Origin of the sequence: Micromonospora sp. NPDC050495, from assembly GCF_040655175.1 — a bacterium.
GTDB lineage: Bacteria > Actinomycetota > Actinomycetes > Mycobacteriales > Micromonosporaceae > Micromonospora.
This window is the reverse complement of sequence record NZ_JBFAJK010000001.1, coordinates 524499-549115: the sequence shown is the minus strand read 5'-3', so window position 1 is coordinate 549115 and position 24617 is coordinate 524499. Positions and strand designations below refer to the sequence as shown.

Annotated in this window: 26 protein-coding genes and 1 pseudogene; 23 read left to right on the top strand and 4 right to left on the bottom strand. The window is 72.4% G+C overall.

All coding sequences use genetic code 11. The features are described from left to right. Positions 1 to 31: 31 nt before the first annotated feature. From AB0I11_RS02685 to pdxH, 4 genes are all read right to left on the bottom strand, one after another. Positions 32 to 634, bottom strand: a complete 603-nt coding sequence (locus tag AB0I11_RS02685; protein WP_357309522.1) for a nitroreductase family protein — start codon at positions 632 to 634, stop codon at positions 32 to 34. Positions 635 to 636: 2 nt separating this feature from the next. Further along, positions 637 to 1563, bottom strand: coding sequence for an aldose 1-epimerase family protein (locus tag AB0I11_RS02680; protein ID WP_357309519.1), 927 nt, complete (start codon positions 1561 to 1563; stop codon positions 637 to 639). A 65-nt stretch (positions 1564 to 1628) separates the two neighbouring features. Next, positions 1629 to 2918, bottom strand: coding sequence for an MFS transporter (locus AB0I11_RS02675; protein ID WP_357309515.1), 1290 nt, complete (start codon positions 2916 to 2918; stop codon positions 1629 to 1631). Continuing rightward, positions 2915 to 3544, bottom strand: a complete 630-nt coding sequence (gene pdxH, locus AB0I11_RS02670) for a pyridoxamine 5'-phosphate oxidase (RefSeq protein WP_357310304.1) — start codon at positions 3542 to 3544, stop codon at positions 2915 to 2917. The genes AB0I11_RS02675 and pdxH overlap by 4 nt, the downstream gene beginning before the upstream one ends. A gap of 270 nt (positions 3545 to 3814) precedes the next feature. Between pdxH and AB0I11_RS02665 the strand changes: the two genes are divergently transcribed. The 23 genes and pseudogenes from AB0I11_RS02665 to AB0I11_RS02555 all read left to right on the top strand — a co-directional run bounded on the left by AB0I11_RS02665 (position 3815) and on the right by AB0I11_RS02555 (position 24544). Then, complete coding sequence (locus tag AB0I11_RS02665; protein WP_357309511.1) at positions 3815 to 4921, top strand: citrate synthase 2; 1107 nt, start codon at positions 3815 to 3817, stop codon at positions 4919 to 4921. 321 nt (positions 4922 to 5242) lie between these two features. Then, positions 5243 to 6370, top strand: a complete 1128-nt coding sequence (serC, locus tag AB0I11_RS02660) for a phosphoserine transaminase (RefSeq protein WP_357309508.1) — start codon at positions 5243 to 5245, stop codon at positions 6368 to 6370. Positions 6371 to 6561: 191 nt separating this feature from the next. After that, positions 6562 to 7647 carry a septation protein SepH gene (gene sepH / locus AB0I11_RS02655; protein WP_357309505.1) on the top strand — a complete coding sequence of 362 codons (1086 nt, stop codon included), beginning with the start codon at positions 6562 to 6564 and terminating at the stop codon, positions 7645 to 7647. Positions 7648 to 7699: 52 nt separating this feature from the next. Beyond that, a pseudogene (locus tag AB0I11_RS02650) lies at positions 7700 to 8263 on the top strand (aldo/keto reductase); the annotation flags it as partial. 98 nt (positions 8264 to 8361) lie between these two features. Further along, complete coding sequence (locus tag AB0I11_RS02645) at positions 8362 to 9723, top strand: recombinase family protein (RefSeq protein WP_357309501.1); 1362 nt, start codon at positions 8362 to 8364, stop codon at positions 9721 to 9723. Positions 9724 to 10330: 607 nt separating this feature from the next. Next, complete coding sequence (locus AB0I11_RS02640) at positions 10331 to 10612, top strand: hypothetical protein (protein WP_357309498.1); 282 nt, start codon at positions 10331 to 10333, stop codon at positions 10610 to 10612. Beyond that, entirely contained in the window at positions 10605 to 10733 is a 129-nt protein-coding gene (locus AB0I11_RS02635) for a hypothetical protein (RefSeq protein ID WP_357309494.1), read from the top strand. The genes AB0I11_RS02640 and AB0I11_RS02635 overlap by 8 nt, the downstream gene beginning before the upstream one ends. Continuing rightward, positions 10730 to 10945 (top strand): hypothetical protein, encoded by a 216-nt coding sequence (locus tag AB0I11_RS02630; protein ID WP_357309491.1) that lies wholly within the window; start codon positions 10730 to 10732, stop codon positions 10943 to 10945. The genes AB0I11_RS02635 and AB0I11_RS02630 overlap by 4 nt, the downstream gene beginning before the upstream one ends. Positions 10946 to 11031: 86 nt before the next feature. Beyond that, complete coding sequence (locus AB0I11_RS02625) at positions 11032 to 12024, top strand: AAA family ATPase (protein WP_357309488.1); 993 nt, start codon at positions 11032 to 11034, stop codon at positions 12022 to 12024. Positions 12025 to 12483: 459 nt separating this feature from the next. Then, positions 12484 to 12765 carry a hypothetical protein gene (locus AB0I11_RS02620; protein ID WP_357309485.1) on the top strand — a complete coding sequence of 94 codons (282 nt, stop codon included), beginning with the start codon at positions 12484 to 12486 and terminating at the stop codon, positions 12763 to 12765. Between the two features lie 73 nt (positions 12766 to 12838). Continuing rightward, positions 12839 to 14380, top strand: coding sequence for a hypothetical protein (locus AB0I11_RS02615; RefSeq protein WP_357309481.1), 1542 nt, complete (start codon positions 12839 to 12841; stop codon positions 14378 to 14380). A 39-nt stretch (positions 14381 to 14419) separates the two neighbouring features. Further along, complete coding sequence (locus tag AB0I11_RS02610; protein ID WP_357310293.1) at positions 14420 to 17425, top strand: phage portal protein; 3006 nt, start codon at positions 14420 to 14422, stop codon at positions 17423 to 17425. Positions 17426 to 17468: 43 nt separating this feature from the next. Next, entirely contained in the window at positions 17469 to 18068 is a 600-nt protein-coding gene (locus tag AB0I11_RS02605; protein ID WP_357309478.1) for a hypothetical protein, read from the top strand. Continuing rightward, a complete protein-coding gene (locus AB0I11_RS02600; protein ID WP_357309473.1) occupies positions 18065 to 18409 on the top strand; it encodes a hypothetical protein in 345 nt (114 codons plus the stop codon). Before AB0I11_RS02605 ends, AB0I11_RS02600 begins: the two co-directional genes overlap by 4 nt. Before the next feature lie 6 nt (positions 18410 to 18415). Continuing rightward, the gene (locus AB0I11_RS02595; protein ID WP_357309470.1) at positions 18416 to 18820 is read left to right on the top strand and encodes a hypothetical protein; all 405 of its coding nucleotides are present in this window, start codon (positions 18416 to 18418) and stop codon (positions 18818 to 18820) included. 10 nt (positions 18821 to 18830) lie between these two features. Next, positions 18831 to 19163: a hypothetical protein gene (locus AB0I11_RS02590; RefSeq protein WP_357309467.1), complete on the top strand. Its 333-nt coding sequence runs from the start codon at positions 18831 to 18833 to the stop codon at positions 19161 to 19163. Between the two features lie 148 nt (positions 19164 to 19311). After that, positions 19312 to 19722 (top strand): HK97 gp10 family phage protein, encoded by a 411-nt coding sequence (locus AB0I11_RS02585; RefSeq protein WP_357309463.1) that lies wholly within the window; start codon positions 19312 to 19314, stop codon positions 19720 to 19722. Next, on the top strand, positions 19722 to 20783 hold the full coding sequence (locus AB0I11_RS02580) for a hypothetical protein (protein ID WP_357309460.1): 1062 nt from the start codon (positions 19722 to 19724) through the stop codon (positions 20781 to 20783). Before AB0I11_RS02585 ends, AB0I11_RS02580 begins: the two co-directional genes overlap by 1 nt. Continuing rightward, positions 20776 to 22941, top strand: coding sequence for a hypothetical protein (locus AB0I11_RS02575; protein WP_357309457.1), 2166 nt, complete (start codon positions 20776 to 20778; stop codon positions 22939 to 22941). Before AB0I11_RS02580 ends, AB0I11_RS02575 begins: the two co-directional genes overlap by 8 nt. Before the next feature lie 13 nt (positions 22942 to 22954). Further along, entirely contained in the window at positions 22955 to 23374 is a 420-nt protein-coding gene (locus AB0I11_RS02570) for a hypothetical protein (RefSeq protein WP_357309454.1), read from the top strand. Next, positions 23371 to 24039 carry a hypothetical protein gene (locus AB0I11_RS02565; protein ID WP_357309451.1) on the top strand — a complete coding sequence of 223 codons (669 nt, stop codon included), beginning with the start codon at positions 23371 to 23373 and terminating at the stop codon, positions 24037 to 24039. Before AB0I11_RS02570 ends, AB0I11_RS02565 begins: the two co-directional genes overlap by 4 nt. Next, positions 24036 to 24371 (top strand): hypothetical protein, encoded by a 336-nt coding sequence (locus tag AB0I11_RS02560; RefSeq protein ID WP_357309447.1) that lies wholly within the window; start codon positions 24036 to 24038, stop codon positions 24369 to 24371. The genes AB0I11_RS02565 and AB0I11_RS02560 overlap by 4 nt, the downstream gene beginning before the upstream one ends. Next, entirely contained in the window at positions 24368 to 24544 is a 177-nt protein-coding gene (locus AB0I11_RS02555; RefSeq protein WP_357309442.1) for a hypothetical protein, read from the top strand. Before AB0I11_RS02560 ends, AB0I11_RS02555 begins: the two co-directional genes overlap by 4 nt. Positions 24545 to 24617: the final 73 nt, after the last annotated feature.

The window sequence follows — 24617 nt, the reverse complement described above, 5'->3', positions numbered from 1 at the left end:
CGGTACCCCCGCGTGGGACGGGCGAATCACCTCAGCTCCACCGGCCCCGCCGGACGACCTCGTCCATCGGCCGACGTCCCCGACGCAGCGACGGCGACCGGTGGTCCGGCGCCGGGTAGCCCACCGTCACCGCACCGATCGGCTGGTACTCCGGCGGCACCCCGAAGGCCGCCCGGTACGCGTCGAGCCGCTGCGGCGGGATGCCGAAGAAGCACGCACCCAGCCCCTCGTCCACGGCGGTGAGCAGCATCAGCAGCGCGGCGAAACCGGCGTCCACGTGCCAGTACGGCACCGGCCAGCGGTCGGTCGACCGGTCCGCCCAGCCCTTGTCCGGCTCGGCGTAGCGGTCCAGGTACGCCGAGGCGTTGCCGTGCGGCACCACGATCAGCGGGGCGCGGCGCATCCCGGCCAGCCAGCGTTCCCGGCCCCCGCCGCCCGGCGTGGCCGCGGCCCAGAAGCGGTCCCGGTCCGCCGGCTCCTCCAGCACCAGGAAACCCCAGCCCTGAGCGAACCCGGCCGAGGGCGCCCGGACCGCGTGCGCCAGCAGCCGCTCCACCACCTCGGGCGGGACCGGCCGGTCCGGGTCGTAGTTGCGGACCATCCGGCGGCGGCGGACGACGTCGGCGAACTCCACGCTCAGCCGCCCGGCCGGATGCCCCAGGCGCCCCGCCAGGTCTGCCCCGGCTCGAGGATGATCAGATCCCGGCCGGAGCGGAACGCGTCCGCCGGGCAGGTCATCGGCTCGACCGCCACCGACCGGCGGTACCGCTCCCCGGTGAGGGTGTCCCCGGTGAAGACCTGCCACCAGCCGAACGCCCGGTCCGCCCAGATGTGCACCGCCGACCCGTCCGGCGCGGCCAGGGTGACCGACGAGCCGCCGTCGGCGTCCCGCACCAGGTCGCCGAAGGCCAGGTCCAGCACCGCGGCGCCGATCACGCGAGGCTCGGTGAAGTCGTACTCGGTGCCGGCCACCTCGGTCGCGGCCACCGGCAGCAGGCGGCTGTCCAGCAGCACCCGGTTCCGCCCCGGCACCCGCATCGACACCTCGTCCACGGCCGCCTTCGGCAACCGCAGGTAGGGGTGGACGGAGAAGCCGAACGGCGCCGGCTCGCCGGACAGGTTGGTCACCTCGTGCTCGGCGCGCAGCCCGTCCGCCCCCACGCTCCACCGGGTACGCAGCCGCAACGCCCACGGGTAGCCCGGGGTCGGCGGCAGGTCGTAGCCGAGGGTGACCGTGTCCGGGGCCGCCTCGACGAGCTGCCAGGCGCCCCAGTTGACCAGGCCGTGGATGGCGTTGTGCCGGGCCGGCTCGGTCAGGTCGAGCTGGTACGACCGGTCGCCGAAGCGGTACGCGCCGTCCCGGATCCGGTTCGGCCAGGGGGCCAGGATCTGCCCCGCCGAGCCGGCACAGATCTCGTCCTCCGCGTACCCGTCGACGTGGTCGACCCCGTCCTGGCGGTAGGTCCGCAGGCCGCCCCCGACCTCGACGACGACCGCCTCGTGCCCGTCGGCGGCGATGGTCCACTGCGTCCCCGACGGGGACCGGTACCCGGCGTTCTCCATGCCGGGGACCTTAGTCCGTCCCGCGCCCGGGATGCCGGGCCGGCGCTGCCCGTCCCAGCCGTCGGTCAGTCCGGCCGAGCCGCCGCCCGGTAGCGCAGCAGGGCCGGGAAGACCGCCACCAGCAGGACCGCGAGCACCGCGGAGGCCAGCCCACCGGCGACCATCGCCGCGCCGGTGCCGAACGCGGCGGCCATCGCGCCGGCCCGCAGGTCACCCAGGCGCGGGCCGCCGGCGACCACCACCGTGTTGACCCCCTGGAGCCGGCCGCGCATCCGGTCGGGCGCGTAGATCAGCAGCATCGACTGCCGCAGCGTCGCGCTGACCAGGTCCGCCGCGCCGGCCAGCCCGAGCAGCGCCACCACCAGCCAGAGCTGGTGGGCCAGCCCGGCCAGGGCGATGGCCACGCCCCAGCCGACCACGGCCACGGTCAGCGCCAGGCCCTGCCGGCGTACCCGGCCGATCCAGCCGGAGGTGAGGCCGCCCAGCATCGCCCCGATCGCGATCGCGCTGTAGAGCCAGCCGACCGCCGCCCCGCCGCCGAAGCGGTGCTGCGCCAGCTCAGGGAAGAGCGCCCGGGGCATGGCCAGGATCATGGCGATCAGGTCGATGGCGAACGACAGCAGCAGCACCGGCGTGGTGGCCAGGTACCGGAAGCCGTCGACGATGCTGGCCAGCCCGGCCCGGCGCGGGGTGGCCGCGTCCCCCGGGTCCGGTTCGGGCGGCATGGCGGGCAGCCGCAGGGTGGCCCAGAGCGAGACGGTGAAGAGCAGCGCGTCCATCGCGTACGCGATCGGCAGCCCGACCTCGGTGGGCCAGGCGGCGAAGATCAGACCCGCGGTGAGCGGCCCGAACACCGAGGTCGCGGTGAAGGTGGTGTAGTTGAGCGTGCTGGCCGCCGGGATCAGCTCGGCCGGGACCAGCCGGGGCAGGATCGCGCTGCGGGTGGGTGAGGTGACCGCGAAGGCGATCGCCTGCACCGCCACCAGGACCAGCAGCAGCGTCGGGCTGCCGACCCGGAACAGCGCCTGGAGCAGCAGCGACAGGGTCGACGCCCAGAGCAGCGCGCCGCCGGCCAGCAGCACCCGGCGGCGGTCCCGGGCGTCGGCGACCGCGCCGCCCCAGAGCCCGAACACCAGCAGCGGCACGAAGCCGGCCACGCCGAGCAGGCCGACCCAGAACGAGCCCCGGGTCAGCGCGAACATCTCCACCGGTACGGCCACGGCGGTGAACTGGAAACCGAACATCGCCACCGCGTTGCCGAGCCAGACCCGCCGGTACGCGGGCACCCGCAGCGGGCGCAGGTCGATCGCCCAGCGGCGCGCTCCGCGCGGCCGGGCCTCCTTCAGTCCCGTCACGGCGCCAGCCGCTCGGTGATCCAGGCGCCGTCCCCGGTGCGCCGGTAGCGCAGCCGGTCGTGCAGCCGGCTGGCCCGGCCCTGCCAGAACTCCACCGTCTCGGGGTGGACCCGCAGCCCGCCCCAGTGCGGCGGCGCGGGGATCTCGGCGACCGCCGCGAAGCGCTCGGCCGCCGCCCGGTACGCCGCGTCCAGCGCCGCCCGGTCCGGCACGACCCGGGACTGGGTGCTCGCCCAGGCGCCGAGCTGCGAGCCGCGCGGCCGGCTGGCGAAGTACGCCTCGGTCTCGGCCCGGTCGACCCGGGCCACCCGCCCGGTGACCACCACCTGCCGCTGCATCGGGAACCAGGGGAAGACCAGGCTGGCCCACGGGTTGGCGGTCGCCTCGCCGCCCTTGCGGGAGTCGTAGTTGGTGTAGAAGACGAAGCCGTCCGGGTCGTACCCCTTCAGCAGGACGGTCCGCCCACTCGGCCGGCCCTGCGCGTCGGCGGTGCCGACCACCATGGCGTTCGGCTCGGGCAGCGGGTACGCCACCGCGTCGGCGAACCAGCGGGCGAACTGGCTGTGCCAGTCGGGTGCCAGATCGGATTCGGAAAGGCCCAGGTCGGCGGCGTACTCGTTACGCATGCCGGCCGGGGCGGGTGTGTCGCCGGTCACAGTCTCCGTCCTTTTCGTCGGGGCGACCGCGTCCCCCGACGCTGGCCAGACCCCGCCACCCAGTCTTGTCCAGGTAGCGCGCCTGTCCACCGGCGGGGGTGTCATGTGGCGCACACCCACGGTGGGTCGCGGACTCGGTTACCGAGCAGGCAAGATGTCACGAACACATCCCTGAGGGTCGCCTAAGCCGCGGGCCGGTCGAGCCCGCGCCGCCACCACCGCCGGAAGCCAGGAGACGACATGGCCGACTTCAAACCGGGCCTCGAGGGCGTCGTAGCCTTCGAGACCAAGATCGCCGAACCGGACCGCGAGGGCGGCGCGCTGCGCTACCGCGGCGTGGACATCGAGGATCTGATCGGTCAGGTCTCCTTCGGCAACGTCTGGGCGCTGCTGGTCGACGGCCGGTTCGGTCCGGGCCTGCCGCCCGCCGAGCCGTTCCCGGTGCCGGTGCACTCCGGCGACATCCGCGTCGACGTGCAGTCCGCGGTCGCCATGCTGGCCCCGTACTGGGGGCTCAGCCAGCTGCTCGACATCTCCGACGAGCAGGCCCGCGAGGACCTCGCCCGGGTGTCGGTCACCGCGCTCTCCTTCGTCGCCCAGTCCGCCCGCGGCCTCGGCCTGCCGGCCGTGCCGCAGAAGGAGATCGACAAGGCCGAGACCATCGTCGAGCGGTTCATGAAGCGCTGGCGGGGTGAGCCCGACCCGCGGCACGTCAAGGCCGTCGACGCCTACTTCATCTCGGCCGCCGAGCACGGCCTGAACGCCTCCACCTTCACCGCCCGGATCGTCGCCTCCACCGGCGCCGACGCCGCGGCCTGCATCTCGTCCGGCATCGGCGCGCTCTCCGGCCCGCTGCACGGCGGCGCCCCGTCCCGGGTGCTCAGCATGCTGGAGGCGGTCGAGCGCAGCGGCGACGCCGAGGGGTACGTCAAGGGCGTGCTCGACCGGGGCGAGCGGCTGATGGGCTTCGGTCACCGGGTCTACCGGGCCGAGGACCCGCGCGCCCGGGTGCTCCGGCGCACCGCCAAGGAGCTGGGCGCGCCGCGCTTCGAGGTCGCCGAGGCGCTGGAGAAGGCCGCCCTGGCCGAGCTGCAGGCCCGCCGCCCGGACCGGGTGCTCGCCACGAACGTCGAGTTCTGGTCGGCCGTGGTGCTCGACTTCGCCGAGGTCCCGGCGCACATGTTCACCTCGATGTTCACCTGCGCCCGGATGGGCGGCTGGTCCGCGCACATCCTGGAGCAGAAGAAGCTCCAGCGGCTGGTCCGCCCGTCGGCCCGGTACATCGGCCACACCCCGCGCAAGCCGCAGCAGGTCGAGGGCTGGGACGCCATCCCGCACGGCGTCTGAGCTGTCCCGCCCGGGCCCCGCTCGACGCCTTCGGGGGCGGCGGGGGCCCGACGCAACGCGCCGAGGGGGCCCGGTCCGCGACGGATGCCGAATTAACCAACAGCATCCGCGACGGACCGGGCCCCCTCGCGCTGTGGCGCATCCCTCAGCTCCGGGGGTGGGACCAGCCACCGGGCCGGCCGGCCCGGGTGCGAGGATGAAGGCCGGCAGCGCCGCCGGACCGGGCTCGGACCCGGCCCCGCCGCGCGTGCGCGCGTGGCCGCCCACGGTCCGCGCCCACTGAAGGGCCGCCCTCCCCCATGCGGAAGGATCGAGACAACAGTGGCTGACGCACCGACCATCCGGATTCCCGACGACATCAGGCCCGCCGACGGACGTTTCGGCTGCGGGCCGTCCAAGGTCCGTCCGGCGGCGGTCTCCGCGCTCGCCGAGGTCGCCACCAGCTACCTGGGCACCTCGCACCGGCAGAAGACGGTCCGCGACCAGGTGGCCCGGCTGCGCCGGGGCCTCGCCGAGTTCTTCTCCCTGCCCGAGGGCTACGAGGTGGTGCTCGGCAACGGCGGCACCACCGCCTTCTGGGAGGTCGCCACCTTCGGCCTGGTCCGCGACCGGGCCCAGTTCGCCAGCTTCGGCGAGTTCGGCGCCAAGTTCGCCAAGTCGGTCGCCGACGCCCCGTTCCTGGGCGAGCCGACCGTGCGCAAGTCCCCGGCCGGCAGCGCGCCGACCCTGGTCGCCGAGGCGGGCGTGGACGTCTACGCCACCCCGCACAACGAGACCTCGACCGGTGTGGCCGTGCCGATCAGCCGGGTGCCGGGCGCCGACGAGGGCTCGCTGCTGCTGGTCGACGCCACCTCCGGCGCCGGCGGCCTGGAGGTCAACGTCGGCGAGACCGACGTCTACTACTTCGCCCCGCAGAAGTGCTTCGGCTCCGACGGCGGGCTCTGGCTGGCCCTGATGTCGCCGGCCGCGCTGGCCCGGGCCACCGAGATCAAGGAGTCGGGCCGCTACATCCCGGCCTTCCTCGACCTGGTCACCGCGATCGACAACTCGCGGCTCGAGCAGACGTACAACACCCCCGCGCTGGCCACCATCTTCCTGGCCGCGGAGCAGACCGACTGGATGAACGCCCAGGGCGGCCTGACCTGGGCGGCCAAGCGCACCGCGGAGAGCGCCGGCATCGTGTACGGCTGGGCGGAGCGCGCCGAGTTCGCCACCCCGTTCGTGGCCGACCCGGCGCTGCGCTCCAACGTGGTCGCCACCGTCGACTTCGCCGACGAGGTGGACGCCACGGCGATCGCCAAGGCGCTGCGCGCCAACGGCATCGTGGACACCGAGCCCTACCGGAAGCTGGGCCGCAACCAGCTCCGGGTCGCGCTCTTCCCGGCGGTCGAGCCGGCCGACGTCGAGGCGCTCACCGCGTCCATCGACTACGTGGTCGAGCGACTCTGATCACCTCGTGACGGTGGGTGGTCGTCGCGCCTCCGACGACCACCCACCGTGATCATCGCCGCAGCTCAGTCGCGACATGCCGGGGTGTCGCATCCCCCACCTTCAGGTAGATGGGCGTACGGTGGTTCGAGACGCCCGGGTGGCCGGCTCGCGGCGTGACACGGCCAGCGAAGCGGGACGGAGGCAAGCCCATGCGCCCAGTACGCTTCGTCGCCCTCTCCGAGGACGGCCAGGCCCTGGTGCTCGCCGACGAGGTCGGGCGCCTGCTCGCCCTCCCCATCGACGAACGCGTCGCCTCGGTGCTGCACGCCGAGCCCGGCGCGACGCCCCTCACGGTGGTGCCGACCGCCGCCGACCCGATCCCGTCGCTCTCCCCGCGGGACATCCAGGCCCGGATCCGCTCCGGCGAGTCCGCCGAGGACGTCGCCCGCATCGCCGGCGTCCCGGTCGACCGGGTGCTGCGCTACGCGGGCCCGGTGCTCCAGGAGCGGGCCATGCTCGCCCAGCACGCCCGGCGTACCCGGCTCAAGGGCGCGGAGAAGCCGACCCCGCTGGCCGAGGTGGTCAACGGTCGGCTGGCCCAACACGGGATCGACACCGAGAAGATCTCCTGGGACGCGTACCGGCGCGACGACGGCACCTGGCGGATCATCGCCACCTGGCCGTCCGGCAAGGCCACCGCACAGGCGGTCTGGGATCTCGACAAGACCCGCCAGCAGGTCGCCCCGCACGACGACATGGCGCAATACCTCTGCGCCGAGCGGCCCACCCCGATCCTCGGCCAGGAGCCGGCACCGGAGCGGGGCGGCCACGCGCTGCCCGGCCCGTCGCGCGGCGAGCCGAGCCGAGGCGGGCACGGCCTGCCGCAGCCGTCCGAGCACGCCCGTCCGGGTCGGGATCCGATCCGCGCCGGCCGGGACGCCCTGCTCGCCTCGCTGGACCGTCCGCTCGGCGGCACCTCCGGCCGGGGTCTGGACACCCGTTCCCCGGCCGCCCTGGCCGGGTCGGACGCGTCCCGCCAGCGGGCCGTCACCGGCGGGGCCGCGGCGCTGCTCGGCGGCGGTCAGGGTTCCGCGTTCGACGACGACTCGGACGCGCCGAAGGAGGTCCCGGCCGTACCGTCGCTGGCCGTGCTCCGGCCGCGCCGCACCGGCACCCCGGCTGCGGCCGCCGGCGGCGCCGAGTCGACGGACGCCGCCGGCAAGCCGCGCAAGCGGCTGCCGAGCTGGGACGACGTCCTCTTCGGCAGCGGCCCGGCGGCCCGCGAATCGTCCTGATCCACCCTGGCATCGCAAGGCACTCTAAGTGCCGGCGTGCCAGGGTGGACCCATGGAGTACACGAACCTCGGACGCACCGGACTCTCGGTGAGCCGGCTCTGCCTCGGCACCATGAACTTCGGGCCGCAGACCGACGAGCCGGACAGCTTCGCCATCATGGACCGGGCACTCGAACACGGGATCAACTTCTTCGACACCGCCAACGTGTACGGCTGGAAGCTCGGCGAGGGCGTCACCGAACAGATCATCGGCCGCTGGTTCGCCCAGGGCGGCGGACGCCGCGACCGGGTCGTCCTGGCCACCAAGGTCTACGGCAAGATGGGCGAGTGGCCCAACGAGCAGGGCCTCAGCGCCCGGCACATCATCCGGGCCTGCGAGGACTCGCTGCGCCGGCTGCAGACCGACACCATCGACCTCTACCAGATGCACCACATCTCCCGGGCCACGCCGTGGGAGGAGATCTGGCAGGCGATGGAGACCCTGGTCGTCCAGGGCAAGGTCCTCTACGTCGGATCGTCCAACTTCGCCGGTTGGCACATCGCCCAGGCGCAGGCGGCGGCGGGCCGGCGCAACTTCCTCGGCCTCGTCTCCGAGCAGTGCATCTACAACCTGATGTTCGGTTCTTAGCCTGTAAGCTACGCGCCATGGTGGACACCCCGCAAGTACGCGCGGCCGTGTACGGCCGGCAAAGCCGTGGTAAGGCCAAAAGCATCATGGAGCAGATCACGGCCGGCCGGGCCGTCATCGCCGAAGAAGGCTGGACCGACGCCGGCAGCTACTCCGACGGCACCAGCGCATCCCGCAGCGCGCGCACCGTCCGCGACGACTGGCAGCGCGTCCTCACCGACATCGGCGACGGGCAGCTCGACATCCTGATTCTCTGGGAGTCCAGCCGCGGCGACCGCACCCCCGAGACGTGGTTCGCCTTCCTGTCGCTCTGCCGCAGGCAGGGCGTGAGGATCCACGTCGTATCCCACGAGCGCACCTACGACCTGGCGCGCGCCCGCGACTGGAAGACCCTCGCCGAAGAGGGCGTGAGCAACGCGTACGAGACGGAGGTGTTGTCGGTGCGCGTACGCCGTGGCCACGCCGGCGCCGCCGCCTCCGGTCGCCCCTCGCACGGCCGCACCCCCTACGGCTACCGGCGCACCTACGACCCCGCCACCGGCGAGCTGGTCGGCCAGGAGCCGGACGCGGAGCGCGCCGCGGTCGTCCGGGAGATCGTCGACAAGGCCGCGCGCGGGGTGCCCATCCTCGCCATCGTCCGCGACCTCAACGACCGCGGCGTGCCCACCCTCAACGCAAAGCGCTGGTACCCGATGCGGGTCCGCGACATCGCCACCAACCCGGCGTACATCGGCGTGCGGGTCTACAACGGCCAGCAGTACCCCGGCGACTGGCCGGCCATCGTCGACCCGGCCGTGTTCTACGAGGCGCAGCGCGTCCTCACCGACCCGGCGCGCGTCACCACCCGGCCCGGCCGGCAGAAGCACCTGCTGTCCTACCTGGCCGCCACGCCGTGCGGGTCCGGCCTGACGTCGGTGCGCGGCCGGTACCGGTGCTTCGCCGACGGGTGCGTGAGCATCCTCCAGGCGCCCACCGACGACCTCGTGACCCGCATGGTGCTCGGCCGGCTGGCCCGACCCGACGCGTACGCCGCCCTGCGCCAGGAAGGGGCGGAGTCCGACCGGGAGGTTATCGCCGCCCGCCGTGAGGCCGCCGAGCTGACCGCGAAGCTGGACGAGTGGCGGCTGTCCGCCGCGAAGGGCGAGACGTCCCCGGCATCGCTGGCCGTCATCGAGGCGGACCTCACCCGGAAGATCCGGGCCGCCGAGCGGAAGGCCGAGCACGCGTCGATCCCGCCGGCGCTGCGGCAGATCCTGGAACCGGGCGTGGACGTCCGGGTGCGGTGGGACAGCGCGCCGCTGCCCGCCCGCCGCGAGGTGATCCGGGCACTCGCCGTGATCGTCGTCGGGCCGGCCACCCTGCCGGGGTCGAAGGTGTTCGAGCCGGAGCGGTTGGGCCTGTCGCGGTGGGTCGGCGACGAACGCACGTGGGGCGACATCTGGGCCTGATACAGGCGTTCGAATTGTCGGTCCGTTCGCGTCGTACGGACAGTAGTTTCGGGGCCGACGTGGAATCCGCCACGCCCCGTGACCAAATCGTTATCTTGCGCCTGCGGGGCTCGGGCGTGGCACTTACGCCCCGGATCAGCCGGAAGCGGCTGACCTGCGGTTTTGCCAGCCGGTGCCAGCCCATGCGTGCCAGTGCGGGACTCGAACGGACGTACGGCACCGTCGCCATCGCACTACCTGCAACTCCCCGTTGTTCCCCGTTGCTCAGTGCTGCTCAGTCACCTCGGCTGGCCTAGTAGAACTTGAGCGCTCTGCCGTACTAACGTTCATCAACAAGCGCGGGGCCCCACCGACGATCGCGTCAGCAAGGCCCCGCACCACATGGGATGTACTACCCGACCCGCGCCAACGGGCGGGACGCAGTCCACGCCAATGGTCCTGCGTCAACCACAACTTAGCGCTGTGCCTCACGTGTTGCCAGTAGGGGGACCACGTGAAGGCGCCCGGGCAGGGGTGACGGCTTCTATCCGTCACCCGGCATGCGACTACCCAGCGTGAGGTGTGACCGTCCGGCGACTCGGGTCGGGGCCGACCGAAAGGCCCCCCGATGGCATCGAACCACCCGGGCGACGCCGCCCAGATCGCCAGACTCGCCGCCCACGTCAAGTGGGCGCAGTGCCCCGACCGCGCCGCGGCCACCGCAGCCGCCCGCCAGGCCTTCCACGACCGGTGGGAGCAGCTGGTCGACCCCGACGGCAAGCTCGACCCGGCCGAGCGCGCCAAGCGGGCCGCGTCGGCGAAGTCGGCCCACTACGCCCGGATGGCGCTGCGCTCGGCGCAGACCCGCCGGGCCAAAGCCGCCGCCCGCAAGGCGGCCACCGATGCGTGACGTCGAGCGGCTGATCGCCGCCACCGTGGCCGCCGCCCCACCGCTCACCCGCGAGCAGACCCGCCGCCTGGCGGTGGCCCTGCCGCCGGCGCGGCCCCGCGAGGCGGTGATGGCCGCATGAGCGAGTGGCCGCACGTCAACGTCCCGCCCACCCCGCCGCCGGCTGGCCCCGCCACCGTCGACCCCGACCGGGCCCGTACCCGGTGGCGGCTCGACCGGCAACGCAACCGCCGCCGCGTCAGCCAGGCCCTCGACGAGCTGTGCGTGCGGATGTACGGCGCCGACGAAGCCGCCAAGTACGGCATCCCCGACCGCCGCCGGGGTGGTCGGTGACGGCCGGCTGCACGCCGTCGGACCCATGCCACAGCGACGCGTGTGAGTTCTGCTCACCGGGCGGCTGGCTCGACGAGCAGATGCCCGTGAGCGGACCGCCCGGTGAGCCTGAGCCGGACCGGCCATCACACCTCGACCGGCTGCGGGCCGCGCTGCTCGACACCGCGGGCCTCGACTCCATCCCCGACCCGGAGCCGCTGATCGGCGAGGACATCCTCTTCCGCGACTCGCTGGTGTGGGTGGTCGGCAAGCCGGGCCACGGCAAGTCGTTCGTCGTACTGGACATGGTCGGCTGCGTCGGCACCGGCGAGACGTGGCAGGGCTACCAGGTGAAATCCGGCCCGGTGGTCTACCTGGTCGCCGAGGGCGCCCGCGGCACCAAGAAACGCGTCCGGGCATGGGAGGCGTCCATCGGCCACCCCATGACCGGCGTGCAGTTCCTGCCCCTGCCCGTGCAGTCCACCAACGCCGCCCAGTGGGGCGCCCTGGTCGAGCTGGTCCGCCAGATCCAGCCCGTCATGGTCGTCATCGACACCCAGGCCCGGGTCACCGTCGGCGTGGAGGAGAACAGCAACCGGGAGATGGGCGAGTTCGTCCACCAGGCCGAGAAGCTGCGGGAGGCATCCCACGCGTGCGTGGTGATCGTCCACCACATCGGCCGCAACGGCGACACCGGCCGCGGCGCCACCACCCTCGACGGAGCCGTCTCCACCATCATCAAGGTCAGCAAGGACGAGGACCTCATCACGCTCCAGTGCACCAAGAACAAGGACGCCGAGGAATGGGACGACATCGAGCTACGGGCCGTCCCCACCGGCGAATCCCTGGTCCTGATGATGTCCGACCCGCTGCACCGCCCCAAGCGGGCCGCCATCGCGTCCCGCAAGTGGGTGCGGGACTGGTGGACCGTGCACGAGAAGGAACCGGTCAGCGTCTCGGTGCTGGTCAAGAGCGGCGTGGTCAGCGAAACCACCTTCCACCGCAGCAAGCTCGACCTGATCCGCGAGGGCGTCGTGGCGCGCGAGGGCGAGGGCAACAGCACCCGCTACCGGCTCACCAACGATCCCACGGACGGGTGACTGCCATGGCTGGACTGCCAGGTGACTCCCACACTCCCACCCCTAAGGGGGGTGGGAGTGGGCGGGAGTGTAGTCACCACTCCCACGGGACTCCCACGGGAGCCATGGGAGCCACAAAAGGAATCGATGAAAAGTACGCCCTGACCAGGGAAGAGCTAGACGAACGGCTTCGAGCGTCCGTAGAGGCTGCCAGAGAACGCCGGCAGGCCCGACAGTCCACACGGGACACCCTGAATGGGAGTCGGCAGCGAGGGCTCAAGGCCAGGCACGCACAGAAGCTGAGCCGACCCCTGCTGCACCAGTGCGCGTGCCAACACCCCGATGAGCCGGACAAGTGGCCCAAGTGCTCGGGCTGCCCCGGCTGGAAGTGGAAGGACAAGCCATGACCGTTGAGATCGGTAACAACCTGGCGTTCCTGCTCATCATCGCCACCATCTGGGGCGGCGTAGCCCTCATGACGTGGATCAACCGCAGGCGATGAGCCGTAGCTGGGCCAAGGGCAGCACCAGGGAATGGCGCAGACGCCGCGCCCTGGTGCTGGCCCGCGACCGGGGGGTATGCCAGCTACGCATACCCGGGGTGTGCACCACCGTGGCCACCCACGTACACCACACACAAGGCCGAGCCACCACCGGCGACGACATCCGCTACCTCGTGGCAGCCTGCCCCGCCTGCAACCTCAAGGTCGGCGACCCAACAAAGACCGCAGACCCGAAGCCGCAACCGAGAACGCGATGGTGACCGCGGTTTTCCCCGCCGCCCGGGGCCACGGACACCCGCCGAGTGTTCTTTTCTCTCTCCCCGAGGTGATCAGTTGACTCCCGAATTGGCCTGGAACCGCCGCCGGCTGTCCAAGTACGCATGGCTGCGCCCGCTCCTGGCTGTCCCTGACGACGCTTCTCCGCCGATGGCCATGTCGCTGCCCCCGAAGGACGCCGTCGGGTCGTACGGGGCGGATGCGGTGGCGTGGATCGAGTCGTCGCAGCGGATCCGGCTGCGGTGGTGGCAGGCGCTGGCGATCACCCGGCAGCTGGAGCACCGCGAGGACGGGTCGCTGTGTCACCGGGTGGTGGTGGAGTCGGCGCCGCGGCGCGCGGGGAAGTCGGTTCGGGTGCGTGGGCTGGCGTTGTGGCGGATGGCGCACCCGGACCTGTTCGGCGAGGTTCAGACCGTCATCCATACGGGCAGCGACGTGGCGATCTGCCGTGAGATTCAGCGGGGCGCGTGGCGGTGGGCGGAGGAGGTCGCCGGCTGGACGGTGAGCAGGAGCAACGGTAAGGAGGCGGTGGAGACGCCCGACGGTGACCGGTGGCTGGTGCGGGCGCAGCGGGCGGTGTACGGGTATGACGTGTGTCTGGGGATCGTCGATGAGGGGTGGAACGTTGCGCCGGACACGGTGTCGGAGGGCTTGGAGCCGGCGACGCTGGAGCGGCTGTCTCCGCAGATCCACCTGACGTCGACGGCGCACCGGCGGGCGACGAGCCTGATGCGGTCGCAGTTGCAGGTTGCGCTGGCCGGTGGGGACGCGGGCACGTTGCTGCTGTTGTGGGCGGCGCCGCACGGGTCGGACCCGGGCGATCCGAAGGTGTGGCGGGCGGCGTCGCCGCATTGGTCGGAGGACCGTCGGCAGATGATCGCGAAGAAGTACGCGAAGGCGCTGGCGGGGGAGGCTGACCCGCAGGCCGACGACCCGGACCCGATGGCAGGTTTCACCGCGCAGTACTTGAACATCTGGCCGTTGCGGGAGGTGCCGGATCCGGCAATCGACCTGGATGCGTGGGCGGCCTGTCTCGAGGTCGGGGACCTGGCGGCGGTGCGGTCGCGGGTGGCGCTGTTCCTTGACGTGGCCCCGGACCAGCGGCACGCGACCCTCGCGGCGGCTGCGGTGCTCGCCGACGGGCGGGCCCGGGTGGAGGTGGTGGCGGCGTGGGACGGCACCGGGTGCACGGACCAGCTGCGTCGGGACCTGCCCGCCCTGCTGGCCCGGGTGCGCCCTCAGGTGCTGGGCTGGCTGCCGGCCGGCCCGGCGGCGTCCCTTGCGGCTGACCTCGCCGACCGGGGGCGGGCCGGGTGGCCGCCCCGCGGGGTGCGGGTGGAGGAGGTGCGCGGCGAGGCGTCGGCGGTGTGCATGGGCTTCGCCGAGCTGGTGACGGCCGGCAAGGTGGCGCACTCCGGTGACCCGCTGCTCGACGCGCACGTGGGCGCCGCTGAGCGGCTGGCGCGGGGTGACGCGTGGGTGTTCTCCCGCAAGGGCAGCGGGCACGTCGACGCCGCGTACGCCGCTGCTGGCGCAGTGCACCTGGCGCGGACGTTGCCGGCGCCGGTGGGCAAGCCGCGGATCATCGTCGCGTCGTAGTTGAAAACGGTTTCCATGTGCGACAATCCGCATGTGGGGATGCTGCGGCGGGCGTGGGACTGGCTCAGCGCCAGTCCCACCGTCACGTTCTCCGAGTCCACGCCCCGGCCCGTCGACCAACTGCTGCTCGCCCGACTGGACCGCACGGGCGCGCTGACGGTGGACCGCGGTGAGGCGCTGTCGGTGCCGGCCGTGCAGCGGGGACGCAACCTGATCTGTTCGGTGGCGACGCTGCCGCTGGTGCAACGCGGCCCCGACCGCGCGGTGGTCGACAACCCGCTGTTCGCGCAGTTCGACCCGGACGTCCCGAACGTGGTGCACCTGTCGCAGACGATCGAAGACCTGGTATTCGACAGCATCTCGTGGTGGCGGGTGCTGGCGTTCGGGTGGGACGGCTACCCGGTGAAGGTCCGCCGGCTCGACCCGTCGTCGGTGTCGCTGACGCCGCCGAGCCGCCGTACTCCGGCGCCGCTGCCGTCCGGGCACGACCCGCGCGGCGCGGTGGTGTACGTGGAGGGCCGGCCGGTGCCCGCGGCGGAGATGATCCGCTTCGACTCCCCGAACCCGGGTGTGCTGGCGGTGGGCGGCCGGGCGATCCGGCGGGCGATCCTGCTCGATGAGGCTGCGTCGTCGTACGCCGACGACCCGGCACCGACGGGTGTGTTCACCCCGTCGGAGGGTGCCGACCCGGCCGGCGATGACGACATCCGGGAGATGCTGGCCGCCTGGCGCAAGGCCCGCAAGGACGGCAGCACCGCGTACGTGCCGGCGGCGTTGCGGTGGAACCCGGTGTCCGCCCCGTCCCCGCGGGACTTGCAGCTGGTCGAGTTGCAGAAGCAGGCCGGGCTGGAGATCGCCAACGCGTTCGGCGTGGACCCGGAAGACCTGGGCATCTCGACGACCAGCCGCACGTACGCCAACAACGTGGACCGGCGGCGGGACCGAGTCAATGACGTCCTGGCCCCGTTCATGCGGGCGATCACCGACCGGCTGTCGATGGGGGACGTGACGAAGCGCGGCTACACGGTCGAGTTCCGCCTGGACGACTACCTCAAGAGCAACCCGACCGAGCGGTGGGCGACGTACACCGCGGCGAAGAACCTGGGGGCCATCACGGTGGACGAGATCCGCGAGGCGGAGGGTTGGGCCGCTCTGCCGGCAGGTGCGGAGAACTCCGCACCCGAGCCGGCGCCGGCGGACCAGCCGGAGCAGGTCGACGCCGACTCCCGGCCGGCCATGACGTTCGACGGCCCATCCACGCTCACCTTCGACGCCGAGGTGCTCCAGTTCTCCGTGGACGCATCCGCGCGCACGATCGAGGGCCTGGTCGTCCCGTACGGGCGGGTGGGCCGCAAAAACGGCATGGCGTTCCGGTTCGAGCGCGGGTCGCTCCAGTGGAAGGACCCGGGCCGGGTGAAGCTGCTGGTCCGCCACGACACCACGCAGGCGATCGGCCGGGCAGTCGAGCTGAAGGACACCCCGGCCGGGCTGCGGGTGAAGTTCAAGGTGGCCCGCGGCGCCGCGGGCGATGAGGCGCTGTCGCTGGCCGAGGACGGCGTCCTTGACGGGCTCTCCCCGGGCGTGGACCTCGACATGTCCGCCGACACCAGCCCCGACCCGAAGAACAGGGGCGCGGTGCTGGTGCGCCGCGCCGATCTGCGCGAGGTGTCGATCACTCCGATGCCCGTGTTCGACGACTCTCGCGTGACCTCCGTGGCCGCGAGCAGAGATGAAGGGAACGCCATGAAGTGCACCCACTGCGGGCAGGTCCACGCGGAGGGCGTGGCGTGTCCGACCAGCACCGACCAGACCGCGACCGCCCCGGCCGGCGCGCCGGCCCAGACCTTCAGCATGGACGACCTGGCGGCGGCCGTCGCCGCCAAGCTGGGTGCCCAGCAGGTGAGTACCCCCGCCGAGCCGGAGACGCGGCAGGTGGTCAACCCGACCCGGCTGACCGCCAGCGTGTCCGAGCCGCTGCCGTACCGGTTCTCCTACCAGGGTGGCCGGCACGTCTTCGAGGCCGGGCCGAGCGGCTACGACTTCTCCACCGACCTGTTCGCCTCGATCAACAGCAACGGCGCGGACCAGGCCGCCCTGGGCCGGGTGAACGCGCTGATCTCGGCGGCGTTCGACGTGGACCGGGCCGACACGGCGGCGCTCAACCCCAACGCGTACCGGCCGGACATGTGGCAGCCGCAGATGGACTACGCCACCCCGCTGTGGGACATGATCGCCTCCGGCACCACCGACGGGCGTTCGTTCGACGTCCCCAAGTACAACAGCTCGTCCGGGCTCGTCGGCCCCGCGACCGAGGGCACCGAGCCGGCCGCCGGCGCGATGACCGTCACCGACCAGACCATCACCCCCACGCAGGTGTGGGGCAAGGTCGAGATCACCCGGCAGGCCGCGCGGCGCGGCGGCAACCCGCAGCTGTCCGGCATCATCTGGGACCAGATGCTCCGCGAGTACTACGAGGACCGGGAGGCCGCCGTCGCGACCTTCCTGAACACCCTCACCGCGGCTACCGACATCACCCTGACCGGCACCCCGGCGGCCACCCCGGACAACGGCGACGACCAGGTGACCGCCAACGACCTGGAGGCGGCCATCACCGCGTTGCAGTTCGTGCGCGGCGGCAACCGGTTCCGGGCGTTCGCCGTCCACCAGGACCTGTACGAGGTGCTGGCCCGGGTGAAGGACGGTTCCGGCCGGCCGCTGTACCCGCGGCTGGGCCCGACCAACGCCAACGGCACCACGTCGGCGCTGTTCGCGACGCTCGACATCAACGGCACCCTGGCGGTCCCGGCGTGGGCGCTGGGCGCGGGCGGGCAGACCGCGCCCACCAACTCGTGGCTGTTCGACCCGGCGAAGGTGCGCGGCTGGGCGTCGGCGCCGGAGCGGCTGGACTGGAACTTCGGTGCCACCGTCCAGACCGCGAACATCCCGCAGCTGTCGCACGTGACCATCGGCATCTACGGCGATATCGCGCTGGCGAACCTGGACATCAACGGTGTCCGTCAGGTCATCTTCGACCCGTCGGTCTGATCCGACTGTTCAGTTCTGAACACCTGGAGGGGAGGTGACCGTCATGGGTGTGGAGGCGATCAGCGCCGACGCGGTGCTGCTGCCGATCGGCGGCGTGTGGGAGATCCGCGTGTCCGTCACGGACGTCGACGGCAACACGGTCGACGCCACGCCGACGGTGACGGTCACCCTCCCCGCGGGCTCTACCGCCACGCCGACGGTGGAGGCGGTCGCCGGCGGCTACCGGGCGACGTACGAGGTCGGCACGGCAGGCCGGTATGTGGCCCGGGTGGTGGCGGCCGGCTACGGGGCGGCGGACTTCGCCGCGTACGCGCTGGCCACCACGGCGGGCACGGGCATGCCCACCACGGATGACGTGGCCGACTACCTGCGTGAGGGCGCCGCGTCGTGGGCGACCGAGGACCTGCAGGACGCGCTCGACGCTGAGGCGGCGGCGCAGCGGGCCGTGTGCCGGGTCCGCGCCGTCTACCCGGACGACCTGCGGCAAGCCCTGCTGCGGCGCGTGCAGCGCAACCTGGCGCTGCGGCAACTGCCGCTGGCTGTGCACCAGGGCGACGCGGAGGCCGGGCCGATGCTGCTGCCCGGCCGTGACCCGGAGGTGCGCCGCCTCGAGGCCCCGCATCGGAAGCTGGTGGTGGGATGAGCACCGTCGCCACCGACCGGGCCGCCATCGCCGCCGCCCTGTCCACGGTGCCCGGCGTGAAGGGCTACGAGTACCGGCCCACCACGCCCCGCCCGGGCGACGCCTGGCCGACCCTGCCGACCCTGGACCGGCAGGCCGACATCGTGTGGCGGGCCACCTGGACCGTCAACGTGTTCCTGCCGCAGGACGAGCGGGCCGCCTCGGACTGGCTGGACGCACACTTCGACGCGATCGTCACCGCGTTGCAGGCCGGGCCGATCTACCCGGAGACAGCCGAGCCGGCCCTGATGAACACCGGTGCCGGGGACATGTACGTACTGGAAATCACGGGTAGGAGCTGACGGGCCATGGCCGAAGTGCACAGCAAGAACACGGTCGTCCTGCTGGACGACAACGACCTGTCGGAGTTCCTCAACGACTCCGATTGGACCCGGGCCCCGGAGTCCCACAAGCTCACCACGTACGGCCAGAACAACAACGTGTACGGCGGCGGTCTGGGCGACGGCTCCACCGACCTGTCGGGGAAGTACGACAACACCGCCTCCACGGGCCCCGCGGCCGTGTTGGAGCCGCTGGAGGGGCAGAACGTCACCCTGGTGTACCGGCCGGAGGGCACGGGCGCCGGCCTGCCTGAGCGGTCCGTGGACGTGCTGGTCGGCGAGTACAAGGAGACGCACCCGGTCGCCGACTACGTGATGTGGACGTGCAAGCTCCAGCACTCCGGCGACGTCACCCGAACCACGCAGGCCTGAGGGGGAACCGGTGGACAAGGAGCTGCTGTTCAAGCCGCGGCTGACCGAGGCCGACGTGGAGATCCCCGGCGTCGGTGTGGTGCGGGTGCGGGCGCTGAACCGGGCCGAGGCGATGAAGGTCGAAGGCACGAAGGGCACCGAGGCCCGGGAGCGGGTCATCCTGTCGCTCGGCTCGGTCGACCCGGAGCTCACCGAGGCGGAGGTGGGCCGCTGGCAGCAGGCCGCGCCGGCGGGCGAGTTGCAGCCGGTGGCGCTGCGCATCGCCGAGCTGTCCGGGCTGCTGGAGAACGCCCCGAAGGAGGCGGTGGAGACCTTTCGAGGCGAGCCCGGAGACGGAGTTTGAGTTCATCCTCGCGCAGAAGCTGGGCCGCACCGTCGGCGAGCTGCGGGCGGGGATGAGCAACGACGAGTTCGTGCAGTGGCAGGTGTTCTACGCGCGCAAGTACCAGCGGGAAGAGCTGGAACGGCTGAAGGCAGGGGGGTGAGCGGCGGTGATCGACCCGATCCGGATTGACGGGCTGGCGGAGTTCACCCGCAACCTCAAGAAGCTCGACGCGGACCTGCCGAAGACGCTGCGGGTGGCCATGAACGGCGCCGCGAAGGTTGTCGTGGACTGGGCGCAGCCGCGGGTGCCGCGCCGCTCCGGGCGGGCCGCCCGCAGCATCAAGGCCCGCTCGACCCGCTCGGCGGTGCGTGTGGCCGGCGGCGGCACCCGGGTGCCGTACTACCCGTGGCTGGACTTCGGCGGGAAGGTCGGCCCGTCACGGTCGGTGTCCCGGCCGTACCGCAAGGAAGGCCGCTACCTGTGGGCGGGGCTGGCCGCGAAGCGTGACGAGGTCCGCAAGGTCACCGAGGACGCGCTGCTCGACGCCGCCCGCAAGGCCGGAATCGAGGTCGACTGATGGCCGGCAACAACGTCACCCTCACCTTCGCCGGTGACTCCGCCAAGCTGGAGTCCGCGTTCTCCAAGGTGGGCCAGTCGGCGAAGGACATGGGCCGGGACGTGGCCGCCGCGTCGGACTCGTTCGACCGAGTCGGCGAGACCGCGGACACCGTCGACACCCGCGCCATGGGCTTCCGCGACACCCTCACCGGCCTCCAGGACAGCTTCCTGGGCCTCAAGAAGATCAGCAGCGGGGACATCGGTTTCGAGTCGCTGCTGCTGCTCGGCGCCGGCGTCGGTGACCTCGGGTCGGCGTTCTACAACTTCCTGGTCCCGTCGCTGAAGAGCAGCGTCGCCTGGCTGAAGACCACCAAGGTGGGCACGGTGGCCACGGCGGTGGCGCAGAAAGCGGCGGCGCTCGGGTCGAAGATCTGGGCCGGCGCGCAGTGGCTGCTCAACGCCGCCCTGTCCGCCAACCCGATCGGGCTGGTGGTCCTCGCCATCGTCGCCCTGGTCGCCATCGTCGTGCTGATCGCCAAGAAGACCACCTGGTTCCAGGACCTGTGGCACGCGATCTGGGGGAAGATCGGCGACCCGGTCAAGAAGGCCTGGGACTGGATCAAGAAGTTCACCACGAAGGCGTTCGACTGGTACATCAGCCTGCCGGGGAAGATCTGGAACGCGTTCAAGAAGGTCACCGGCTACATCTCCGGGCCGTTCAAGGCCGCGTTCAACGCGGTGTCGAAGGCGTGGAACAACACCATCGGCCGGCTGTCCTGGTCGGTGCCGGGCTGGATCCCCGGCATCGGCGGCAACAGCATCTCGGCGCCGAAGCTGCCCACGTTCCACACCGGCGGTACCGTGCCGGGCCGGCCGGGTGAGCAGGTGCCCATCATGGCCCTCGCCGGTGAGACGGTGGTGCCGCGCGGCCAGTCCGGCGGCAGCGTGCTGCGCCTCGAGGTGGCGCCCGGCGCCGCCGGCCCGGACCGGATGATGGCCGAGATGGTCGCCCACGCGCTGCGCTCCGGCGCCCTGCGGCTGGTCGTGAAGGGCCAGCGGGTGGCGGTGGCCGGTGGCTAAGCAGAACGTCACCGTCGAGCTGTTCTACAACGGCGCGTGGAACGCCGTGCCGGTGTACGTGCGCGACCCCATCACCATCGTGCGGGGCAAGGGCGATGAGGCGGGCGGCCTGACCCCGCAGACCCTGTCGTGCACCATCGACAACCGCAGCGAGGCGTACAACCCGGTCAACCGGTCGTCGGACCTGCACGGGCTGATCGGCCGGAACACGCCCGTGCGGGTGCTGCTGCCCGGGGATACCCGCTTCGTCGGTGAGGTGTCGTCGTGGCAGCCGGGCCGCACCGTCGAGTTCAACCCGACGACCGGCCGCGGCGACGCCTGGGTGAAGATCGAGGCGGCGGGGGTGCTGCGCCGGCACACCCAGAACGCCGACCCGCTCGCCTCGCCGATGCGCCGGCAACTCCTGTCGCTGAATCCGACCGCCTACTGGCCGCTGGAGGATCTGTCCGGTGCCGCGTCGGGGGCGAGCGCCGTCGACGGTGTTGCGGCGATGGCCCCGTACGGGTACTCCCGGTTCGAGATCCCCGGGTCGGGTGGGCAGCCGGCGCCGGCTGCGGGGCTGCCGGAGTTCGCGTCCGGGTCGGGGATCCCCGGGTCGCTGCCGGTGCCGGACTGGTCGCAGGGCGGGGTGCTGGTGGGTCAGCTGCCCCGGCCGACGTCGGGCACGCAGTCGTGGCGGGTCGCGTTCGCCGCCGTGTTCCCACGCGACATGCAGGCCTCGGGGACCACGTTCATCGGCTGGACGGTCAGTGAGGGCACCTACCCGTTCTGGGAGATCCAGGCCGACAGTAGCGGCCTGTTCGTGACCGCGCAGGACAGCGCGGGGGTGGCCGGGTACGGCACGTCCACGTTCGCGGTGAACCTGTTCGACGGGCGGCCGCATTTCGTGGAGGTCAACGCGCAGACCGTGTCGGGTGCTCTCGACGCCCGCATCTACATCGACGGTTTCGAGTACGGCACCGTCCATACGATCGCGGCGGCGGACCTGGTGTTCCCGCCCGGCTGGGTCGCGTCGATCACCCCGAACGTCAAGGAGTGGACGTCCGCCGACGCGGGCTCGATTGAGGGCATGCCGCAGCTGGGGCACATCGCCGTGTGGCAGCCGTCCGCGCCCATCTTCGGGCACATGGAGGCGCTGCGCGGGCACGCCGGTGAGACGGCAGCGGACCGGCTCGACCGGCTGGGCGGCGAGGAAGACCTCACGGTGTCGGTGATCGGCGCGGGCGGCACCGCGCTGGGTGTGCAGCGCGGCGACGTCGCCCTGGACGACCTGTTGGGCGAGATCGAACGCACCGACGGTGGGATCCTGTTCGAGCCGCGCGACGACCTGGGTGTGGTGCTGCGCAGCATCGACAGCCTCTACAACCAGACGCCCGCGTTGACGTTGGCGTTTACCGACATCGCGCCCGACCTGGTGCCGCTGCTCGACGACCAGGGCGTCCGCAACGACGTCACCGCGAAGAGCACCACGACCGGTGCGGCGGCCCGCGCGACGCTGGACTCCGGGCGCATGTCGACGCAGCCTTCGCCGAACGGGGTGGGTCGGGTGCCGGGGCAGGTCGACGTCAACCCGGCCGACGACGGCCGCGTGGTCGACTTCGCCGGGTGGGCGCTGCGGCGCGGCACCGTCGATGAGGTGCGGTGGGCGGCCGTCACGGTGGACCTGGTCGCGTCGCCCGCCGTGGCAGCCGCCACGGCGGCGGTGGACATCGGTGACCGGGTCGCCGTGACCGACCTGCCGGCGGACCTGGGTGACCCGACGGCCGACCTGCTCGTGGTGGGCTACACCGAGGTGATCGGCTCGCACAGCCGGCGGATCACGTTGGTGTGCGTGCCCGCGTCGCCGTTCGACGTCGCCGAGTTCGGCACCGCCCGGTTCGGGGCATCCGGGTCCACGCTCTACAGCGACCTGCCGGCCACCTCCACCGTGCACTTCGAGTTCACGTTCACCGCCGCCAACGGGCCGTGGACCACCACCCCGGCGGCGTTCCCGATGGACATCCGGGTCGGCGACGAACAGATCCGCGTGTCGGCGATCACCGGCACCACCAGCCCGCAGTCCGCGACGATCGTCGCCCGCGGCGTCAACGGGATCGTCGGGAACTGGTTCGCCGGCGCTGAGGTCGACGTGTGGCAGCCGGCGGTGCTGGCGCTGTGAAGGGAGAAGCGTGATGGGCTACGCGACCGGGGACGTCATCACCCCGCTGCTGATACGGCCGTACCGGGCGACCCCGCGCACGTCCACGTCGGCGTTCACGTCGACGTCGTTCGGGTCCGACCTGGTGTCGGTGTCGATCGCCGGGGACTCCACCATCCCGTTTTCGATCACGGCGTACGTGCCGGGCATGTTCTCGACCGTGACCGGGGACCGGGTGGAGGTCGGTATTTTCGCCGCCGGGACGCAGATCGGCGGCGGCTACGTGGAGTGCATCACCGGTGTGGCGAACGGGTCGGTGCACTGCGCCGAGTACACGCCGGGGTCGTCGTCGGTGACGATCAGCGTGCGGGCCCGCCGGGCCGGCGGTACGGGGACGTGCACGTTCTACTCGTCGAACACCAACCCGGCGACGTTGTGGGCGATGCCGGCATGAGCGGCTACTACCTCGCGCCGGCGCTGGCGGTGCTCCGCGCCGAGATCGACACCCGATGGCCGCGCCGGGACCACACGTCGGACGGCTGGATCGGCGATGCCCGCCACCAGGCCACCCCCAGCGACCACAACCCCAACGGGCGCGGGTCCGTCAACGCCCTGGACGTCGACGTCGACGGCATCGACCCGTACGTGGTGCTGGCCGCGGTCGAGCGGCACCCGTCGGCGCACTACTGGATCTATCGGCGGCAGATCGCCGACCGCGACGACGGGTGGCGGCGCCGCCCGTACGACGGGCCGAGCCCGCACACCGAGCACCTGCACGTGTCGATCCGGCAGACGCGGACGGCGGAGCAGGACCGACGACCCTGGGGACTCTTGGAGGACGACATGATCACCGACGCCGACGCCCGGAAGATCGCCGCCGCCGTGCACGAGCAGAAGCTGGGCCGCAGCGACGTCACGATCGGCGTGGCGCTGCAGCAGACCCACAGCCGCGTCGGCGCGCTGGCCGAGGCCGCCGGCGTGGACCAGGTCGACGAGCAGGCCATCGTGTCCGGCGTGCTCGCCGGGCTGGCCGGCGTCGACATCGACGACGCGGTCACCGCGCTGAAGGCGGCGTTCGGTGACCGGGCCGCCGAGCTCGGCGCCCGACTGGCGTCGTGAGCCTTGAGCAGTGGGCCGCCGCCGGCGTGGTGTTGGGTGTCATCCTCACCGCGCTGACCCTGGCCGTCATGGTCGGCAAGCCGCTGCGGCGGCTGGCCCGGCAGAACGACGAGTTCCGCGAGGACTGGTACGGCAGCGCCGCCCGCCCCGGCCGGCCAGCCGTGCCCGGGGTACCCGAGCGCCTCGCCCGCCTGGAAGAGCAACGCGACAGCCGCGACTCCGCCCTCACGCAAGCGGTCGGCGCACTGCGTGACGACGTCGCCGTGACCCTGCTGCGGGTCGAGCAGCGGCTGGACGACCACATCCGAACCCACCACGGAGGGGCACCATGAAGTGGAACCCGTACGCCAAGGCGATCGTGGGCGGCGCCGTCGCCGGCCTGACCGCGCTGGGCACCGCCCTGGCCGACGACCGGGTGACGGCCAGCGAATGGGTCGGCGTCGCCGTCGCAACCCTCGCCGCCCTCGGCATCGTGTACGCCGTCCCCAACCGGCCCGCCCCGTGATCTGGGGCAAGCCGAAGCCACCCAAGCCGACCCCGCCGCCGAAGCCCAAGCCGACGCGCACGACCCGGCCGAC

Bases quoted from the DNA above. Each gene is read 5' to 3' on its own strand.
- AB0I11_RS02635 (WP_357309494.1), top strand. From the start codon at position 10,605: ATGCGTGACGTCGAGCGGCTGATCGCCGCCACCGTGGCCGCCGCCCCA.
- AB0I11_RS02610 (WP_357310293.1), top strand. From the start codon at position 14,420: ATGCTGCGGCGGGCGTGGGACTGGCTCAGCGCCAGTCCCACCGTCACG.
- AB0I11_RS02595 (WP_357309470.1), top strand. From the start codon at position 18,416: ATGGCCGAAGTGCACAGCAAGAACACGGTCGTCCTGCTGGACGACAAC.
- AB0I11_RS02565 (WP_357309451.1), top strand. From the start codon at position 23,371: ATGAGCGGCTACTACCTCGCGCCGGCGCTGGCGGTGCTCCGCGCCGAG.
- sepH (WP_357309505.1), top strand. From the start codon at position 6,562: ATGCGCCCAGTACGCTTCGTCGCCCTCTCCGAGGACGGCCAGGCCCTG.
- AB0I11_RS02570 (WP_357309454.1), top strand. From the start codon at position 22,955: ATGGGCTACGCGACCGGGGACGTCATCACCCCGCTGCTGATACGGCCG.
- AB0I11_RS02645 (WP_357309501.1), top strand. From the start codon at position 8,362: ATGGAGCAGATCACGGCCGGCCGGGCCGTCATCGCCGAAGAAGGCTGG.
- AB0I11_RS02640 (WP_357309498.1), top strand. From the start codon at position 10,331: ATGGCATCGAACCACCCGGGCGACGCCGCCCAGATCGCCAGACTCGCC.
- AB0I11_RS02680 (WP_357309519.1), bottom strand. From the start codon at position 1,563: ATGGAGAACGCCGGGTACCGGTCCCCGTCGGGGACGCAGTGGACCATC.
- AB0I11_RS02555 (WP_357309442.1), top strand. From the start codon at position 24,368: ATGAAGTGGAACCCGTACGCCAAGGCGATCGTGGGCGGCGCCGTCGCC.
- AB0I11_RS02580 (WP_357309460.1), top strand. From the start codon at position 19,722: ATGGCCGGCAACAACGTCACCCTCACCTTCGCCGGTGACTCCGCCAAG.
- AB0I11_RS02605 (WP_357309478.1), top strand. From the start codon at position 17,469: ATGGGTGTGGAGGCGATCAGCGCCGACGCGGTGCTGCTGCCGATCGGC.
- AB0I11_RS02665 (WP_357309511.1), top strand. From the start codon at position 3,815: ATGGCCGACTTCAAACCGGGCCTCGAGGGCGTCGTAGCCTTCGAGACC.
- AB0I11_RS02600 (WP_357309473.1), top strand. From the start codon at position 18,065: ATGAGCACCGTCGCCACCGACCGGGCCGCCATCGCCGCCGCCCTGTCC.
- AB0I11_RS02630 (WP_357309491.1), top strand. From the start codon at position 10,730: ATGAGCGAGTGGCCGCACGTCAACGTCCCGCCCACCCCGCCGCCGGCT.
- pdxH (WP_357310304.1), bottom strand. From the start codon at position 3,544: ATGCGTAACGAGTACGCCGCCGACCTGGGCCTTTCCGAATCCGATCTG.